Source organism: Streptomyces sp. NPDC048419, from assembly GCF_043200415.1.
Classification (GTDB): domain Bacteria; phylum Actinomycetota; class Actinomycetes; order Streptomycetales; family Streptomycetaceae; genus Streptomyces.
Genome location: NZ_JBICXT010000017.1, coordinates 197,397 through 215,209, shown reverse-complemented (window position 1 = coordinate 215,209; position 17,813 = coordinate 197,397). Strand labels below are relative to the sequence as shown.

The following is a 17,813-nucleotide window of genomic DNA, read 5'->3' as shown; positions in this document are numbered from 1 at the left end:
GCGATGCCCAGGACGAAGTCAGCTGCCACCCAGAATCCGACGATGAGACCGACACCGATCGTGGTCCCCACGTCACTGACGTCCTTGCATGTCTTCAAGGCGTCGCCGGTCATCCCTCGGCACGAGTCGGGCGGGCCGCTCCCACTCGCGATACCTGAGATGAGCCAGATCACGAACAAGATCTGAACCCCCAGGAAGAACCACAGGAAGACCGGGCGCCGCTTCTCAGGCGGTGGTGCCCCAGCACCCGCGTCCGAGGGCCGGCCGGGCGCAGGGCCTTGAGGCGGCGCTGTCCAGGCGGGCGGCAGTGGCGGCGTCGGCGCGCCCGAACTCCTTGGTCCCCATGTCTGGTGCTGCGGCATCCTCTGATGTCGAGCGTGGTGGGTGTTCATGTCCACGTCTCCCCTGGTCCTACTCACTCCATCGTGCGCTCGGACCGCCGGTGGCGCGCTCCGATGACTGGCACATGCTCAGGGTCCTGCGTGAACCTCCGGCACCCTTCACGTCGTCGGGAGGACCGGGTCGGAGACCTCCGACCCCGCGAAGTCGCCCTCCTCGCCTGCCTGGATTCGCAGTTCGGGAGCGGGGCGGCGGAAGCCCTTGGTGATCACTGCGAGCCAGACGATGCCGAGCAGCAGCCAGGCCAGGCCGAGTTCGACGGCGATGCCGCCGAGCTGGGTGATCAGGTAGACGTCGACCGCGGCGCCGGCGGCGGGCAGGAGGAGGTACCTCACCGCCGAGTGGCGGGTTCCCGAGCGCCACTGCCGTACGGCATAGGCGATCACGCAGAGGTTGACGAGGGTGAAGCCGAGGAAGGCGCCGAAGTTGATGAAGGAGGTCGCGTCGGCGAGCGAGAGGTTCATCGCGAGCAGGCCGACGGCGCCGATGACCAGCACATTGACGACCGGCGTGAGCAGCTTGCGGTGCAGGCGGCCGAAGACCGGCCGCGGCAGAGCGCCGTCGCGGCCCATGACGAACATCAGACGGCTGGTGCTGGCCTGAATGGCGACGCAGGAGGCGAACCCGCCCAGCATGCCGACGATGTTGGCGACATCGGCGAAGGTCTTGCCGCCGACGGTGGTGGACAGGAGGTACCCGGCGGAGTCCTCGTCGGGGAAGGAACCGCCCGGGTGGGCCCATTGCATCAGGAACGAGATCGCGATGAAGATCCCGCCACCGGTCAGCACGGTCAGGATGATGGCGCGCGGGATGGTGCGCCGCGGGTCGCGCACCTCTTCGCTGAGGGTGCTCACCGCGTCGAAGCCGAGGAAGGCGTAGGCGGCGACGGCGGCGGCAGCGGTCACGGCGGAGATGCTGGTCGAGCTGTTCCAGAAGGCGTGACCCGCCGCGCCGCTGCCGCCGTGACCGAGGCCGTAGTGGACGCACAGGGCGGCGAGTACGACGAGGATGGCTGTGACGCCCAGCAGCAGCACTCGGTTGATCCGGTCGGCGACCTTGAGACCGAGAACGTTGATGGTGGTGGCCAGGACCACGTTGATGACCAGCCAGGCCCACTCAGGAACGGCCGGGAACTGGGCGTGGAGGTAGATGGCCTGGAGCAGCCAGGCGACCATCGGCAGGAAGAGGTAGTCGAGCAGGAGCGCCCATCCCGCGAGGAAGCCGACGCGGGAGTCGAGCTCCTTGCGCGCATAGGTGTAGACGGAGCCCGAACTGGGGTGGACCTTGGCCATCTTGGCGTAGCTGAGGCCGGTCAGCAGCATGGCGCCGGTGGCGATCACGTAGGCGGCGGGTGCTGCGCCGTTGCTGGTGGCGGCGATGACGCCGAAGATCGAGGTGACGACGGCGGGAGCCATGTAGGCGATGCCGAAGGCGACCACGGAGACGAGTCCGAGGTCTCCACGCAGACGGCTGGGCTGATCTGTCACGGCATTCTCGCTTCCCCGGGTGCAGTACGGCTCCCGGTGGACGGGCTGGGGAGGGGGGCCGGTGCCGTGGCGCCGGCCCAGGTCGCCGGGTCCATCCGCCCCTGGTAGAGCGGCAGGGCGAGGGGCTGGTCGTCGGGGCGGAACTGCTGCCACGGCCGGTTGAGCGCGGCCGTGCCGAGACGGCGGACGTTGGCGACCTCGTCCAGGTCGATCACGTCGGTGAGCGTGGTGTCGCTGTCGCCCACGGCCTCGGAGCGCACGTTGCCCTGCGGGTCCACGAGCAGGCTGCGGCCCGTGCCGACAGGAGCGGCGCAGTTGACGCCGGCGACGAAGAGCTGGTTGACGATGGCGTTGGCGCGGGCCAGCACGACTTCCTGGGCCCGGTCGCTGCCGGAGGTCTGGACGAAGTTCAGTACCAGCTCGGCGCCCATCCACGCGAGGTGCCGGGTGGTCTCGGGGAACCAGGCGTCGTAGCAGATCGACAGTCCCACGCGGCCGATGCCGTCGAGGTCGAAGACGGTGAACTCGGCGCCGGGCGAGACCTTTTCGTACGGCCGCCAGGGGAAGATCTTCCGGTAGGCCGCGACGCGCTCGCCGCGCGGGGAGTACACGGGGGCGGTGTTGTAGACGCGTCCGTCGGCGGCACGCTCGTAGACGCTGCCGGGGGCGAGCCAGACACCCAGGTCGCCGGCGATCTGTGCGAGGGCGCGGTCGCGCGGGCCGTCCAGGGGCTCCGCGAAGGCCTCCGCCGGCTCGGCAGGCAGGGGGGTCGTATCGCCGACCGGGCCGCCCAGATGCAGCTCCGGATAGACGATCAAGGGTGCGGCGGGGAGCCCCGCCGTGCGGGTTCGCACGTCGGCGGCCAGGCCGTCGAGGTCGTCGGCGGCACGGCGGGCCGCCTGGGCCAGGACGAGGGGAAGGGGACGGGACATGGATCACCAGATTTGAGGTCGGGGACTGATCGGAGATGGGTGGCGGACCGGACAGGGAGGGGTCCGTGATTCGTTAAACGAAATTTAGTTAATGAATGAGGGCGGGTCAATGGTTCGCACCGGGCGAGATCCGAGAGCCTGTCGGCGGTGTGCGAACATGGCGCCCATGGCCCGACCGAGAAAACAGGCGGAACGCCGCGCCCAGCTGATCGAGGCGACCGCCAGGACCGTGGTGGATCTCGGAGCCACAGCCACCAAGCTGCGCGACGTCGCCAAGGCCGCCGGCGTCACCCCAGCCTCGGTGCTCTACTACTACGCCGACATCCAAGAGCTGTTCGCCGCCGTGTTCGAGCGCAGCGCCGCGACCTACTTCGTCAGCCGCGAGAAGGCCATCGCGGAAGCTGAGGGGCCCGTGGCCCGGCTGCGCGCCTGCATCCACACCGGGGTGCCCTGGCCCGGTGAAGGCGAGGAAAGCACCCGGCTGCTCTTCGAACTGTTCCCTGTGGCACTGCGCAGCCAAGGCGCCGCCGACCGGCAACGCGTCTTCACCGCCCAGCAGAGCGACCTCTACCGTCACGTACTCGAACTCGGCCGCCAGACCGGCGAGTTCACACTCACCGGCGACGCCCACGCCCTGGGCCGCTCCTTCGTGGCCCTGGAGGACGGCTACGCGATGGACCTCCTGGTCGGCAGTGCGAGCGCTCAGGACATCGAGGACCGCCTCCTCGACCACGCGCGCATCGTCACGGGCAACCCGGCCTTCGACCGACGCTCCTGACGGACCGACGCGGGACACGTGGCGGCGATCCCCACGCGCACCTGCCCGACGGATGCGATCAGGTCGTGGCCGTCCATCCCGGAATGGTCGGAAGGACTTCGTCCGCGATGCGCAGCAGCACCGCGTCGTCCGGAACTCCGCCGTCTTCGCGCCACAGCGTCAGCTCGAAGGAGCCGCCGCGGTCCTTGGCGTCCTGGGCCACGACGAGGGCGCGAGCCGGGACACCCGGCCCGCTCTCGGAGTCCTTGCCGTCCAGGCGGAAGCGGATGCTGATGGTGTGGTCGGAGTACAGCACGGCCTGACGGCCCAGGACGTGTCGCTGCTTCGCGTCGCCTCCGAGAAGGGCGGCGGTGCCCGACACCCGAAGGCGGTCGTACGTGGCCGACAGCGACACCGTGTAGGTCGCGAACTCGACCTGGGCCGAGGGATTCGCGACCTCCTTGCCACCCGCGAACGTGAACGAACCGCCGCTGCCACTGGCCGACTTGGCGCTCTCCTGCGGCGTGCCCAGCAGTTCGGCGAGATCGGGGCGGTTGAGCGCCTCGCACAGTTGCGCCCCCGAGACGTGCGAGGACGCCTTCTTGCTCGCGGAGCTCTTGTCGGCCTCTCCGCCCGTGCACTTGGCAGGCCCGGAGCCCGTAGAGGAAGCCGAGTTCTGGCTGACAGCCCACAGCCCCAGACTCAACGCCCCCACCAGCACGAAGGCGGCAACGACCTGCCCCCATGCGCCAACGCCCTTGTCCGGCGCTGCGTTGACGCCCTTTTCGGGCGTCTCATTGTCGTCCGCCATGCCCCCACCTGACATGATCCCCCACACGTGCGGGGCGACACTAACCTGCGATCACCGAGTGGACAAGGCGATTGGCCGTCCTGGCACACCGCGCGTCAAGTGACCCCGGAATTGCGCTCGAGCACGGCGTGGCCTGGGCATAGGCTTCGTTCGGCACGGACACGGCGGGGGCGGAGTGTATGAAGTCTGAGGAAGCGCAGCGGTGGGCGTCGTCGCTCGACGCTGTTGTGGTGTACGCACAGGGTGCGCTCTGCACGCGGGTGGCCCGGGGCACCGTGCCGGCGAGCGGCAGAGTGCGGGTGGCGGGACTGCCCCGCTCGATGGACCCGGACTCTCTGCGGGCCAAAGTCGTGGGCGAGAGCGGTGTCCGAGTCACCGAGGTGCGGGTGGAGGTGGACGCCGAGCCGTCCGACACCGACGCGGCCGACGCCCTGCGGCGCGAGATGGAGCGGCTGCGTGACGTGTACGCCGCGGCACAGGTGCGCCGTGACCGGCAACTGAGCAAGATCGCCGAAGTGATGGAACTGCGCCCGGTGCCGCCGACCCGGAAGCGCGAGGACCCGCCCCGCCGCACACCCGCCGACGCGTGGCTGCGGCTCGCTGACTTCGTGGACGAGCGGCTGCGTGGCCTGCACGGCCAACTCGCCGAGCTGGAGGAGGAGTTGAGCCGCGTCGAGCACGAGCTCTCCGTGGCCACGGACCGCTGGGCACGCGCCTCCACCGACGTACAGCCGGGGCAGGTGGCGACCACGGTCGGCGCGGTCCTGACTCTGGACGGATCCGGAGCCGTGGAACTGGAGCTCGAGTACGGGGTGCCGGGCGCCGTCTGGGTTCCGGCCTACCGCCTTGCGCATCGTCAGGGCGACGACAGCGGGACCCTGGTGCTGCGTGCTTCGGTCGCCCAGCGCTCCGGTGAGGACTGGAGCGGGGTGCGCATCGCTCTCGCCACCGCGGATCTGCGGCGCCAGACCGAACTGCCGAGGCTGCGCTCGATACGTGTGGGTCGCCGGCAAGCCGCTCCCGCGCCCTCCGGTTGGCGGCAGCCGCCTGCCGGGCTCGCCGATCTGTTCTCGGGGTACGACGCGGCGGGCGCCCGGCCCGCTGCGGGCCCGGGGCCCATGGCCGTAGGCGGGTCTGCCGGTGGTGCGGCCCTGCCTCCGCCGGCGCCAGGGGGGTACGGCATGGCGCCCGCCGCGCTTGCTGGGCCGGCCGGTTTCGCCGCTGAGGCGGAGGAGTTCGACGAAGCCAGGCCGGACGTGCCGCCTCCGGGGCGGTCGGGACGGCCGACGAGGGGCGGGTCCCCGGCCGCTGCCAAGCGCGTGGCCGCTCCCGCTGCCATGGCTCCCATGGTCCCCGCGGCTCCCGGCCAGGCGGCCCCTCCCCCAGCGCCGCCGGTCGAGTTGGGTCCGCCGCAGCCGAGCGGCACCGAGTTGGACTACGCCGCGCTCGTGCTGTCCGGCGCCGATGAGCCCGAGAGCCGTAGGGGCAGGCTGTTTCCCCACGCGCTGTACGACCCGGTGGCGGTCGAGTACCGTCGCCGCGCCGACGCGGTTTCCACGCTGCCGTTGCCCGGACACGCCGTGCGGCCCCGTGAGTCGGCGGGTTCCTTCGACCACCGCTTCGACGCCGTCGCCAGGGCCGACATCCCGTCCGACGGCACGTGGCACACCGTCACCGTCACGGAGATCCCGGTCGGGCTGCGTACCGAGTATCTGTGTGTGCCGTCCGTGGAGCAGACTGTCTACGCCACGCTCGTACTCTCCAACGCCACCGACCAGGCCCTGCTCGCCGGTCCGGTGGAGGTCACCGTCGACGACGACTTCCTGCTGACGGCGGCGCTGCCGACGCTCGCCCCCGGTGGTGTGCGCCGGATGGGGCTGGGCCCGGCGGAAGGCATCAAGGTCACCCGCCGGACGAACCTGCGCGAGTCGACGGCCGGATTGCGCAACAACACCACCGTGCTCGCCCACCAGGTTCATGTGGAACTGGCCAACAGGCTCGCCAAGGCCGTCACCGTCGAGGTCCACGAACAGGTTCCGGTCACCTCCGAGGCGGATGTCCGGATCGAGGAACGGGCCGACTGGACCACACCCGAGCAGGACAGCGGACCCGACCGCCACGCCCCGGGCACCCGCGTCTGGCGGGTGGACCTGCCCGCCGGCAGCAGTGCCGCCCTCGACGGCGGCTACGAGATCCGCGTCCCGGCCGCCAAGGCCCTGGTCGGCGGCAACCGCAGGAGCTGACACCATGGCCACTCGAACCCAGCCCATCCCCCTGCCCGTCACGGCTGTCACCTGCCTGGAAGACCGCGCCCACATCGAGCGGACCGCCGAACTCGAACTGGCCGCCGGGGTCCAGCGGTTGCGCCTCGGGCCGATCAGCGCGCTCGCGGTCGACCGCACCCTTCATGCGGAACTGTCGGGCGAGCAGCAGGCGACCGTCCTCGACGTCCGCATCGTCCGCACCTGGACGCCACGGGCCCCCCTGCCCTCCACCGACGACTCCGCCCTGCGCCGGGAGATACGCGCCCTGGAAGAGGAACGGCTCTCCCTCGGCCACCGGCGCGACCGGCTGCGCGCCCGTCTCGACCTGCTGGGGCGGCTCGCCACCGATCTGCTGCGCGACATCGTCGAAGGGACCGGCAACGGCGAGACGGACGAGCCCCGTTGGACCCGCGAACTGGACCGGATCGACTCCGAGCGTGATGCGTACGGCGAGCAACTCCGCGCCGCCGACGCACGGTTGACGGCCCTGTCCGGTGAACTCATGGAGGCGCGGCATGCGATCGAGCTCTCCGAGGAGCAGCCTGCCGAACTGATCGGCCACGTAGAGCTGACCGTGCGGGCTGCGGACGCCGGGCCGGTCCGGCTGCGTCTGGCCCACCTCACCTCGTGCGCACTGTGGCGCCCCGCCTACCGGGCCGAATTGGACGGGAACTCGCTGACGCTGGAGACCGACGCGATGGTCTGGCAGCGCACCGGCGAGGACTGGTCCGACGTCCACCTCACCTTGTCGACGGCCCGCTCGGCGCTGACCACCGACCCGCCACGGCTGACCGAGGACCGTCTCACCCTCAGGGACCGCTCCGCAGCCGAGCGGCGCACGGTCGACGTGGAGCTGCGGGAGGAGGAGATCGCGGACCTCGGTCCGGCCCCGGTGCTCGGCCTCCCCGGAGTGGACGACGGTGGCGAGGCGCGTGTGCTGCACTCCCCCGTGCCCGTCTCCGTCCCCACCGACGGCCGCGCCCACCGGGTACCGCTCACGGCCGTCACCACCGCGGCGAGCACCGAATACTCCTCCTCTCCCGAGTTGTCGCCGCTGGTCACCCAGGTGGTGCGGTTCGACAACTCGTCCGGCCATGCATTGCTCGCCGGCCCTGTGGACCTGGTCCGCGGGAGCGGATTCACCGGCCGCGGCACGCTGGACTTCTCCGCTCCGGGCGCCCGTGTCGAGCTCGCCTTCGGCAGCCACGACGACTACCGCGTGACCCGGCACACCGAAGAGTCCCGCGACACCGCGACGCTGACCCAGCGGACCCTGATCACCCGCACGGTCCGCCTTCACCTCTCCCGCTTCTCCGCCCCCGGAGAACACGGCGAGCAGATCGTCGCCCTTCGCGAACGCATCCCGGTCTCCGAGGTCTCCGCTGTGGAGGTACGCCTGCGCAAGGAAGCCTGCGCACCCGAACCCGGCACGATCGACGCCGACGGCATCGCCCGCTGGTCCCTGCGCCTGCCCCCCGGCGGACAGCACACGGTCACCCTCGTCTACGAACTCTCGGCAAGCGGCAAGGTCACCGGCCTCTGAGCTACTGCCGGCACGGCCAGCCCCGGCGGCGGGCCTCCGCGCCGGTCTCGGGGGGTCAAGGAGCGGAGGCCCTCGCCGGTGTTTCCCAAGGGACCGGCCCGGCGGACGCACTGCCCTGCCGTCTTGTTCACGGAGGAGCGAGGCGGACGTTTCGCATCCTCGGGGAATCATCGGGGCCGGAAGCGGGCTTCCAGCCATGACAGCGATGACTACGGGTGGACTGTGTCCGCCGCGGGGAGGGACGGAAGCCGATGAGTCTTCGCCAGTTCGAGTACGCCCTGGCGGTCGCCGAGGAGGGCTCGGTCACGGCGGCCGCGGAAGCGTTGCGCGTCGCTCAGCCGTCGATGTCCCAGCAGATTCGCGGTCTGGAGCGGGAGCTCGGTGTCGAGCTGTTCGCGCGTACGCCGACCGGACTGGTGCCCACCGTGGTCGGCCGGGCGTTTCTGCGGGAGGCTGAGGTCGCGGTGAGCGCGGCACGGCGGGCGCGGGCGACGGCGCGGGCCGGTGCCGACGAGCTGGTGGGCGAGTTGGTGGTCGCGGTGCAGATGGGCTTCGGTACGCGGCAGTTGCCGGGCGCCCTCGGCGAGCTGCGTCGCCGCTTCCCGCGGCTGGAGGTCACCGTCTTCGAGGAGCCGAGCTCCGCCGAGCTGGAGCGGCTGTGTCGCCGGGGTGTGCTGAATCTGGCCCTCATGGCGGCGTGCGAGCAGAGTCCCGCCGACGCCCACCACCTCGGCGACGAGGAGTTCGTCGTGGTGCTGGGCGCCGGGCATCCGCAGCTCGCCGCGGAGCGGGTCACGCTGCGCGATCTGGAAGGGGAGGCGTGGGTGCGGTTCGACCGTGACAGCGCGCTCGATGCCGTGCTGCTGAACGTGCTGCGGGACAACGGTCTGACCCCGATCACGGCCGCCCGCGTGTCCCAGACGGCGACAGCGGTGCGCTGGGCGGCGAACGGCCTGGGGGTGACCCTCGTCCCGGCGTCCGCGGTGCCCCCCGGTCACGAGCACCTCGTGCGGCCCGTGTCCCCGGTCGTGCCCCAGCCCGTCATCGCCGTGGTCCGGCCCGGCGCGGGTCCGGCGGAGGCTGCCCTTCTCGAAATCCTGCGTCAGGAGACCTGGTCCGAATCCACTTCTTTCTCGTCCGCCTCCTGATGGCCGGACCTGCCGTTCCGGAATGCCGTAGGTGTCAGCCCCTGGGGAATTCGCCGCCGTCCACGAAGATATTGCTTCCGGTCAGCCAGCTCGCCCGGTCCGAAACGAGGAACAGCACGGCGTGGGCGATGTCGTCGGGCTGACCGTCGCGCCCGAGCGGGGTGGTGTCGTCGGCGTTGACCTCTGCCGGCGCCGCGTTCAGGCGCGCCCACTGCTCGCGTGTCGCCTCGCCGCCGGGGGTGGTGACCCTGCCGGGGCTCACGGTGTTGACCCGGATCCCGGACGCGGCCAGCTCCAGGGCCAGTCCCCTGCTGTAGTTCTCCAGCGCCGCCTTCGCGGTGGTGTAGTGCAGGAACGGTCCCACGGGGGGGGGAGGACCGCGGCCGAGGAGACGTGCACGATCCGCCCCGAACGGCGTTCCCGCATCCCCGGCACCAGCAGCGAGTCCAGCCGCACCGATGACAGGAAGTTCAGGTCCAGGGCGTGCTGCCACTCCTCGTCGGGAATGTCCGAAGCGCCCGCGTAGGGCTGCGCGCCACCCGCGTTGTGGACCAGGATGTCCACCCCGCCGAGCTCGTCTCGTGCGGCTGCGGCGAGCGCCTCGGCTCCGGCCCTTGTCCGGACGTCGGCCTGCACGAAGTGGGCCCCGTGCGGCACCGTGGTCGTCGCCGATCTGGCAGTCGTGAGCACCTCGGCGCCCGTGTCCAGGAGTTGGCGCACGACGGCTGCTCCGATTCCGCGGGAGCCGCCCGTGACCAGAGCTCGCTTTCCCGCGAGTTCCCGTGTTCCCGTTCCGTTGTCGATTGTGGTCATGTCAGCAGCCCTCTCGATCGTGTATTGGTCCGCTTCACGGAAATGAGCTCGACGTGCGCAGAACGCGAATCTCCGGATGAAGCGCAGTGAGCACCTCGTTGAGCTGCTTCAACGTAGGTCGGGAACAGATCGAGGGGCAAAGACGAAATGTGAGCGGACGCCATAGGGAATTCCTATGCCTGTACGGCTGCCAAAGCGGCGCGGGGCCGCCCAACAGAGGGCGACCCCGTGCCGTTCGTTGCCGCTCTCGCGGCGGGCTACTCGATGTCGATCTTGAAGGTGCTGGTCGTGTTGCGGACGTCCTGGGCGTTGCCGCTCATGCGCAGGTTGCGGAAGGTGGCTTCGCCGACGGCGGGGCCCTGGCCGGGTTCCGGGAGCTCGTTGGCCCAGATGCCGAAGCCGGACTTGGCGTCGAGCGCGTCTCCGCTCTTCTTGGAGTTGGTGATGGAGATGTCGGTGAAGATGGTGTCCTTCACCGGGAACTGGGGCTGGCCTCCTACGTAGTTGGTCTGGAACATCACGCCTCCGTAGGTGGAGTCGTCGATGTCGACGTCGTTCACGCGGATCCCCTGGAAGACCTTCGAGGCCGAGAACGCCCAGATGGCCGGGAAGACTTGGGAGCCCCAGAAGTGGCCGCCCGTTCTGTCCAGGGAGACGTTCTCGATCGTCGTGGGCTCGGTGCCGAAACCGTTCATCGGGTAGCCGAAGTCCAGCGAGGAGATCGTGATGCCGGAGTAGACCAGGGTGTCGGCGACGCGAATGTTGCGGAAGGTGTTGTTGTAGCCGCCGTAGACGGCGATGCCGGCCGCGCGCCAGGTGAGTGTCGACGTCAGGTTCTCGTAGAGGTTGTTCTTCTCGTCGGCGCCGCCGGCGTCGATCGCGGAGAACAGGGCGAAGCTGTCGTCGCCCGTGGCGCGGGCGTCGTTGTTGACGACGTGGTTGTCCGTGGAGCCGTTCGTCATGTTGATGCCGTCGGCGAACGTGTCCCGGATGCGGGAGTTCTTGATGGTCATGTTGTCGGTGTTGGCGCCCCAGTAGAGGCACACCATGTGCTCGACCCAGATGTCGTCGATGGTGATGTTCGAGACGCCGGAGAAGTCGAACACCTTGCCCGGGCCGTCGATCCGGGACGTGTAGTTGCCGAAGTAGGAGAAGCCGGCGAACGTCGAGCCGTTGGCGGTGGCGTCGGCCCGGAAGCCGACGTCGGTGTTCTCCTGCGAGGAGGGGGCGTGGAAGCGGGTGAACCACGGCCCGGCTCCGACGACCTTGACCGCCTTGCCGTAGACCTGGAACTTGCTGGAGGTCTCGTAGTCACCGGCGGGCAGGTAGACGCCGACGAGCTTGCCGGTGGTGTCCATGCGGACCTGGTCGAGCGCGTTCTGCACATCCTGGTGCGAGAAGCCGGCCGGGACCGCGTAGGCGGCGGGATCGGGGTTCGGGCCGGCCGTCGCCTGCTCGGTGTTGACGAAGTCGATCGCGTACGTGGAGGTGTTGGCGGCGTCCTTCTGCAGCCGGATCCTGGAGCCTGCCGGGACGGTCTTGCCGAGCAGCAGGTTCGCCTCGTCGTAGATGTGGCGCGGGGCGCCGGAGCCGGGCGAGTTGCCGGGCGACGTCTCGTTGCCGTAGAGCCAGGCGTACTTGGAGGTGAGGTCGACGGCCTTGAGGAACTGGCCGTCGACGTAGACGTTGAGCGTGGTGTCGGTGCCGTCGGGGATCGAGAAGCGGGTGACCAGGGTGTTGGTCGCCGCCCGGGTGGTCCACTCGACGTACTGGCCGGTCCCGGTGAGGGTCACCGCCTTGCGGCCGCTCGCCTCGCCCGCGATGTCGCCGATGGTCCGGTTGGGGCCGACGACCTTGGCGCCGCCGCCGAGTGTGCCGTCCTCGGCCTCGTACATGTCGTAGGGCATGTCGGCACCGCGGCCGATGAACAGGGGTTGTGTGGTGGTGTTGTTGGCGCGCTTGACCGGCAGTTCGTTGGCGTCGTCGGCGATGACGGTCTTGACCGTGTACTTGCCGTTGGCGGCGGTCCACGAGCCGAGGCTGACGGGTGCGGTCGTCTGGCCCGCGGCGATGGCGCCGTTGTAGGTGCCGGTGAGTGTCTTGACGGTGGCGCCCTTGGAGTCCTGGACGGTCAGCGTGACGTCGTGGGCTCCGGAGGCGGAGGCCACCGTCCCCTGGTTCTTGATCGCGACGGCAAACTTGACGTCGTCACCGGCCGAGGCGCTGGACGGGCTCCAGGAGACCGGCGCGGCGAGCAGGTCGGAGCTGGAGACGGGTTTGACGACGAGGGCGTCGGAGCGGGTGAAGGTGTTGTTCGCCTCGTTCTGCTCGATGACCTTGTTCGACGGGTCCACCTCGGCGCCGACCGGGTAACTTCCCGCGTCCCGGGCGCCTATGCTCGCCGTGACCGTCGTCGACTGACCGGCGTCGAGGGCCGGTACGTCCGCGGTCGCGGCCTTCGTGCCGCCGAGCGTGAAGTTCACGTCGGTGGCCTTGGACGCCTTGCTGCCGCTGTTGGTGACGGTCGCGGTGAGGCTGATGGCGTCCGATTCGACCGGGGCGGACGGCGAGTTGGTGATTCCGGTGACCTTGAGGTCGGGGTTGGCGGCCGGGGTGCCGATCACCTGGATCTCGGCGACCTGAGCGCCCGGGGCACCGGAGTTGGACGTGAACTTGAGCTGGATGTCGGCGGCGGAGCCGGGGACCGGGATGGTCACGGTGTTGCCGCTCGACGGGTTGAACGTGTAGTCCTTCGCCGCGACGAGGCTCGTGAAGGACGTCGAGTCCTGGTCGCGCCCGAGGACCTGGATGTTCTGCGTGCGCGTGGACCAGGCGGCGTCCGGGTTGAGTTTGACGACGACCTGAGCGAGGTCGGCGTTGGCGCCCAGCTTGGTGGTGAGGGTGGCCGGGTAGGCGCCGCCCGCGCTCTCCCAATAGGTGCTGGTGAGACCGTCGTTGGCGTTGGTGGCGACGTAGGTGAAGGTGTACGAGGAGGCCTCGATGGGCTTGCCCTGGGCGAGGTCGGAGCCGGTGCCGGTCGAGCCGGGCCGGGTGACGCTGTTGCTCGCCGTCGACACGTTCTGGGCGGCGTCCTTCGCCTTCACGTAGTAGGTGACCGTGGCGGACGCCGACGGGGTGTCGGTGTACGTCGTGACGTCACCCGCCACGGACTTGAGCAGCTTGTCGTTGGCGTAGACGTCGTAGCCGGTGACCTTGGTGTCGTCGCTCGACGCCTGCCAGGTGAGCTTCACGTCGCTGCCGGACTGCGTGTAGGCGAGGTTGCCGGGCGCCGTGGGGGCCTGGGTGTCGCCGCCCGATCCCTTGCGGGTGACGCTGTTGCTGTCGGCGGAGACGTTGCCCGCGGCGTCCTTGGCCCGTACGAAGTAGGTGATGTCGCCGCCGGCCGGCTGGGTGTCCGTATAGGTCAGCACGCTCCCGGCGACACTGGCCCGCAACTGACCGTTGGCGTAGATGTCGTAGCCGCTCACCGCGGTGTCGTCGGTGGCCGCGCTCCAGGTCAGCTTGATCTGCCCGGTGGCCGGTTCGGTGTAGCTCAGGTTCGACGGCGCGGTGGGCGCCTGAGTGTCGCCGGTCGCGGGGCCGTAGACCTCCAACTCGGACAACTGCCCTGCGGGCCAGCCGGTGTTGGCGGTGAACAGCACGCGCACGTACCGCGTCGTGGTCGTGTCGAGGCTGATGGTCGTCGACCGGTCGTCGGAACTGTCGAAGCTGTACGCCTTGGAGGCCGTCAGGTCGGAGAAGTTCTGGTTGTCGGTCGAACCCTGGACCTTGAGGGTCTGGCTGCGGGCGGGCCAGCCACCGGGCAGCCGCAGCGTCACCTGGTTGACCTTGACCGACGAGCCGAGGTCGACCTGGAGCCACTGCGGGAAGGCGTTGTTCTTGCTCTCCCAGTAGGTGTCCCGGTTGCCGTCACCGGCGTTGGCCGCTCCGTAGACGTCGGCGTGCCCGCTCTCGGTGAAGGTCTTGCCCTGGGCGAGGTTCGGGGTCGAGGCGGCGGTCGTGAGGACCTGCATCTCCGCGAGCTGGGCGGTGGAGGCGACCGAGTTCCTGGTGAAGTCGGCCCGTACGTACCGGGCCAGGGTCGCGGGGAAGGAGACCTTCACCGTGTTGCCGTTGCCGGGGCTGAAGACGTACTGCGCCGACGACTTGAGGGTGGCGAAGCTCTTTCCGTCGGCACTGCCTTGAAGCGCGAGCGTCTGCCTGCGGGTCTGCCACTGCTCGGGCAGCCGCAGCACGACCTGGCGGACACGCTTGGTCCGCCCGAGGTCGGTCTGCACCCACTGGGCCGACTTCCTTCCGGCCTGCCAGTAGGTGTCTGTGTCGCCGTCGGTGACGTTGGCGGCCGAGTGTGCGCTAAGGGCGCTGCCGGCCTTGGTGGCGGCGTCCGCGGCGGCGTTGGGGCCGCCGGCCGCCTGCGCGCCGACGGCGGGCATGCCTAGAGCCAGGACGGCGGAGGCGAGCGCGGCGATTGCCGCGCGCCGTCTCCAGGATCTGGACTTGGGTCGAATCATGCGGAGTCACTCCCTGCGGGGGTGCGCGCGCCGAAAGGGCGGCGGCGAGGGCGGCTCGTTCCTGGGCACGGTCTCCAGCGGGAGACCGTACGCGTATTCTTGCAATGTTTCATCGCAATATTGCAGAGCCATGTGAATACGTCTACGCATCGTGCGCCGCAATTTTCACCACCATCAATTGCGCCTCGGCGAGGGGTGGTTGCGTCTCCTCGCCCCCAAGCCGACAAATACGACGATGGAGGGTATGAGGTGCCAACTTCAGCGCTTGCGGCACTCTCCGCAAGCAGACGCAAGCGACGCAAATTCTTGCGTACTTTCACGTCATTGCATGACTCGAATTTGCGTAGGACGTCGACAGCCGATTCCCGAGCACCGCCGGGGAAAATTCAGGTTCCGCGCACTCGGCAGTGCGGCCACCAGAGAGGAACACCCGTGAACCACCAGCCTCAACGCCTCGCCCTCGTGACGCTTCCCACCCCGGTCGAGCCCGCTCCCCGCCTCGCGGAAACCATCGGCTTGCGGCCGGAGGACCTCTGGATCAAGCGCGACGATCTCGTGGGCATCGGGGGTGGCGGCAACAAGGTGCGCAAGCTCGAGTACACCGCGGGTCTCGCACAGCGCGACGGCGCCGACACCCTGGTCACGACCGGTGCCCCGCAGAGCAACCACGCCCGGCTCACCGCAGCCGTCGCGGCCAAGCTCGGAATGAAGGCTGTGCTCGTCTTCCCCGGTGCTCCTGGTACGTCGTCGTCGGGAAACCTGGTCCTCGACGGTCTGCTCGGTGCCCGCATCGTCTGGAGCGGCGACGTCGAGACCCATGCTCTCGCCGAGGCCGCCGAGAATGTCCTCGCCGAACTGCACGCCGACGGTGCCCGTCCGGCACTCATCCCGTTCGGGGGGTCCAGCGCTGTCGGCGCCCAGGGGTACGTCGACTGCGCGGAGGAACTTCTCGAGCAGGTGCCCGACCTGGCACACGTCGTGGTCGCGCTCGGCTCGGGCGGGACGATGGCAGGGCTCGTCGCCCGCCTGGGCGCGGACCGCGTCCTCGGGGTCGACGTCGGGGCGCGCCCCGATCCCGCCGAGGCCGTCGTCACCTTCGCCCGTCCGCTGTCGCGCACACCACTCTCGGCCAAGGAACTCCGCGTCCGCGACCAGATCGGCGCCGGCTACGGGACGTATACGGCCGAGGCGGCCGACGCGATGGTCACGACGGCACGCGCCGAAGGCGTCATCCTCGATCCCACATACACGGGCCGGGCCATGGCAGGACTGATCGCAGCGGTCAAGGACGGCGACGTCCGCCGCGGGCAGACCACGGTCTTCCTCCACACGGGCGGGCTGCCGGGCCTGTTCGGGCACGCCGCCGCCGTCGCACACGCGGAAAGCCTGATCTGAACGGCGGTTCGGCGCACGAGAGTTACCGCCACCCCTCGGTCAACTCTCCTACGTGACAACCCATTGACGCTCCGCTTCCCCTTCACTACCTTCTGAGAGCGCTCTCTCCATTCATCCACAGCATGTCCCCCGGTCTCGCCGTCACGGGCCCCTCCCCGGATGACGTCTGCGGACCGACGGCGCGGCCAGGGGGCTTGCGTCGGCTGGGAGGCCCCATGACTCCCGTACGAAGACACCGAAGAGCCAACCTCCTCACAGCGAGACGCCTCGTCCTCGGACAATCGGCCGCGGCGTTCACCCTCGCGCTTCTCGCCGGCCTCGCCCCGGGGCCGGCTGCCGCAGCGGACGCCTCAACCACCGTCGCCGCGGCCACCATCTGCAACAAGTACTGCGATGCGCGTGACCCGGCCCTCTCCTCCGGCGACCGGCAGCCGGTCACCGCGACCCTCTACGGGCGGTCGATGGCCCTCCACTTCGACGACGCCGACGCGATGGGCTGGGCATCCGTCGACAACGGAAGTCCGGGCGACGAGGTGTGGCTCGACCGTTCCTTCGACGGCGGCCGCACCTGGAGTTCCGGAAGCAGGCTCGGCGACACCACCGTCCCCCCGGGACAACGGGGTTGGCGCACCCTCATGTACAACGTGGACGACTGGAACAACCAGGGCGTCGGCGCCCTGCGCGCCTGCGGCAAGGCCGGCGACCGCGCCGAGATCGCCTGCACCCCCTGGGCCCGCACCACCTGGAACGCCGGCGACCGGCGCACCGCGGCGGCGACCGGGCTGATGGCCTTCTACAACAACTCGACCGGCCTGTTCGACACCACCGGCTGGTGGAACTCCGCCAACGCCCTGACCGCCGTCATCGACAACATCCGCGTGACGGGGATGGGCAGTTACTCGTACGCGATCTCCCGCACGTACGACCTGAACGTCAACGCACAGGGCGGGCAGTTCCGCAACGACTACATCGACGACTCCGGCTGGTGGGGGCTCGCCTGGGTGGCCGCCTACGACCTGACCGGCGAGAGCCGCTACCTCAATACCGCCCGCGCCGACGCCGAGCACATGGCCGCCTACTGGGACAACACCTGCGGCGGCGGAGTGTGGTGGAGCACGGCGAAGACGTACAAGAACGCCATCGCCAACTCCCTCTACATCCAGCTCAACGCGGCACTGCACAACCGGATCCCGGGCGAGACGACCTATCTGCAGCGCGCCCGCGCCGGCTGGACCTGGTTCCAGACCACCGGAATGATCAACGGCTCGAACCTGGTCAACGACGGCATCGACCTGTCCACCTGCCGCAACAACGGCCAGGCCGTCTGGTCCTACAACCAGGGCGTCCTGCTCGGTGCCCTCACCGAACTCAACCGGGCCACCGGGGACGGCGCGCTGCTCACCCGTGCACGGCAGATCGCCGACGCCGCGACCACGACGTCATCCCTCCACACCGCCGACGGCATCCTCCGCGACCCGTGCGAGACCGGCGACTGCGGCGGCGACGGGCCGTCCTTCAAGGGCGCGGACGTGCGCGGCCTGGGCAAGCTCAACGCGGCGCTGGCGGACCATCCCTACACCGCCTATCTGCAACGCCAGGCGGACCGCGCCCATACGGGCGATCGCAACGCCCTGGACCAGTACGGACTGCGCTGGTCCGGCCCGCTCGACAAGGTGGACGCGGCACGGCAGCAGAGCGCGCTCGACCTGCTCAACGCGACGCCCTGAAGCGG

10 protein-coding genes and 1 pseudogene are annotated in these 17,813 nt (G+C 69.8%); 6 read left to right on the top strand and 5 right to left on the bottom strand.

Features of this window, described 5'->3' with window-relative positions; genetic code table 11:
- Positions 1–500 precede the first annotated feature (500 nt).
- Together ACGFYN_RS31400 and ACGFYN_RS31395 are read right to left on the bottom strand one after the other, a co-directional pair.
- Complete coding sequence (locus ACGFYN_RS31400; RefSeq protein ID WP_393869279.1) at positions 501–1,886, bottom strand: APC family permease; 1,386 nt, start codon at positions 1,884–1,886, stop codon at positions 501–503.
- Complete coding sequence (locus ACGFYN_RS31395) at positions 1,883–2,818, bottom strand: carbon-nitrogen hydrolase family protein (RefSeq protein ID WP_393869278.1); 936 nt, start codon at positions 2,816–2,818, stop codon at positions 1,883–1,885. Before ACGFYN_RS31395 ends, ACGFYN_RS31400 begins: the two co-directional genes overlap by 4 nt.
- A gap of 166 nt (positions 2,819–2,984) precedes the next feature.
- Between ACGFYN_RS31395 and ACGFYN_RS31390 the strand changes: the two genes are divergently transcribed.
- On the top strand, positions 2,985–3,596 hold the full coding sequence (locus ACGFYN_RS31390) for a TetR/AcrR family transcriptional regulator (protein ID WP_393869277.1): 612 nt from the start codon (positions 2,985–2,987) through the stop codon (positions 3,594–3,596).
- Positions 3,597–3,654: 58 nt separating this feature from the next.
- Here ACGFYN_RS31390 and ACGFYN_RS31385 read toward each other — a convergent pair whose 3' ends face one another.
- Complete coding sequence (locus ACGFYN_RS31385) at positions 3,655–4,386, bottom strand: DUF6215 domain-containing protein (protein ID WP_393869276.1); 732 nt, start codon at positions 4,384–4,386, stop codon at positions 3,655–3,657.
- Positions 4,387–4,565: 179 nt separating this feature from the next.
- Here ACGFYN_RS31385 and ACGFYN_RS31380 point away from each other — a divergent pair, with 179 nt between their 5' ends.
- From ACGFYN_RS31380 to ACGFYN_RS31370, 3 genes are all read left to right on the top strand, one after another.
- Entirely contained in the window at positions 4,566–6,629 is a 2,064-nt protein-coding gene (locus ACGFYN_RS31380) for a DUF4139 domain-containing protein (protein WP_393869275.1), read from the top strand.
- A gap of 4 nt (positions 6,630–6,633) precedes the next feature.
- Positions 6,634–8,193 carry a mucoidy inhibitor MuiA family protein gene (locus ACGFYN_RS31375; RefSeq protein WP_393869274.1) on the top strand — a complete coding sequence of 520 codons (1,560 nt, stop codon included), beginning with the start codon at positions 6,634–6,636 and terminating at the stop codon, positions 8,191–8,193.
- A gap of 251 nt (positions 8,194–8,444) precedes the next feature.
- On the top strand, positions 8,445–9,341 hold the full coding sequence (locus ACGFYN_RS31370) for a LysR family transcriptional regulator (protein ID WP_393869273.1): 897 nt from the start codon (positions 8,445–8,447) through the stop codon (positions 9,339–9,341).
- Between the two features lie 34 nt (positions 9,342–9,375).
- On the opposite strand, the pseudogene ACGFYN_RS31365 reads toward ACGFYN_RS31370, so the two are convergent.
- A pseudogene (locus tag ACGFYN_RS31365) lies at positions 9,376–10,154 on the bottom strand (SDR family oxidoreductase).
- A gap of 257 nt (positions 10,155–10,411) precedes the next feature.
- A complete protein-coding gene (locus ACGFYN_RS31360) occupies positions 10,412–14,686 on the bottom strand; it encodes a discoidin domain-containing protein (protein ID WP_393869272.1) in 4,275 nt (1,424 codons plus the stop codon).
- A gap of 432 nt (positions 14,687–15,118) precedes the next feature.
- Here ACGFYN_RS31360 and ACGFYN_RS31355 point away from each other — a divergent pair, with 432 nt between their 5' ends.
- Together ACGFYN_RS31355 and ACGFYN_RS31350 are read left to right on the top strand one after the other, a co-directional pair.
- Entirely contained in the window at positions 15,119–16,081 is a 963-nt protein-coding gene (locus ACGFYN_RS31355; RefSeq protein WP_393869271.1) for a D-cysteine desulfhydrase family protein, read from the top strand.
- A gap of 215 nt (positions 16,082–16,296) precedes the next feature.
- On the top strand, positions 16,297–17,808 hold the full coding sequence (locus ACGFYN_RS31350) for a glycoside hydrolase family 76 protein (RefSeq protein ID WP_393869270.1): 1,512 nt from the start codon (positions 16,297–16,299) through the stop codon (positions 17,806–17,808).
- The last annotated feature ends 5 nt before the right edge of the window (positions 17,809–17,813 follow it).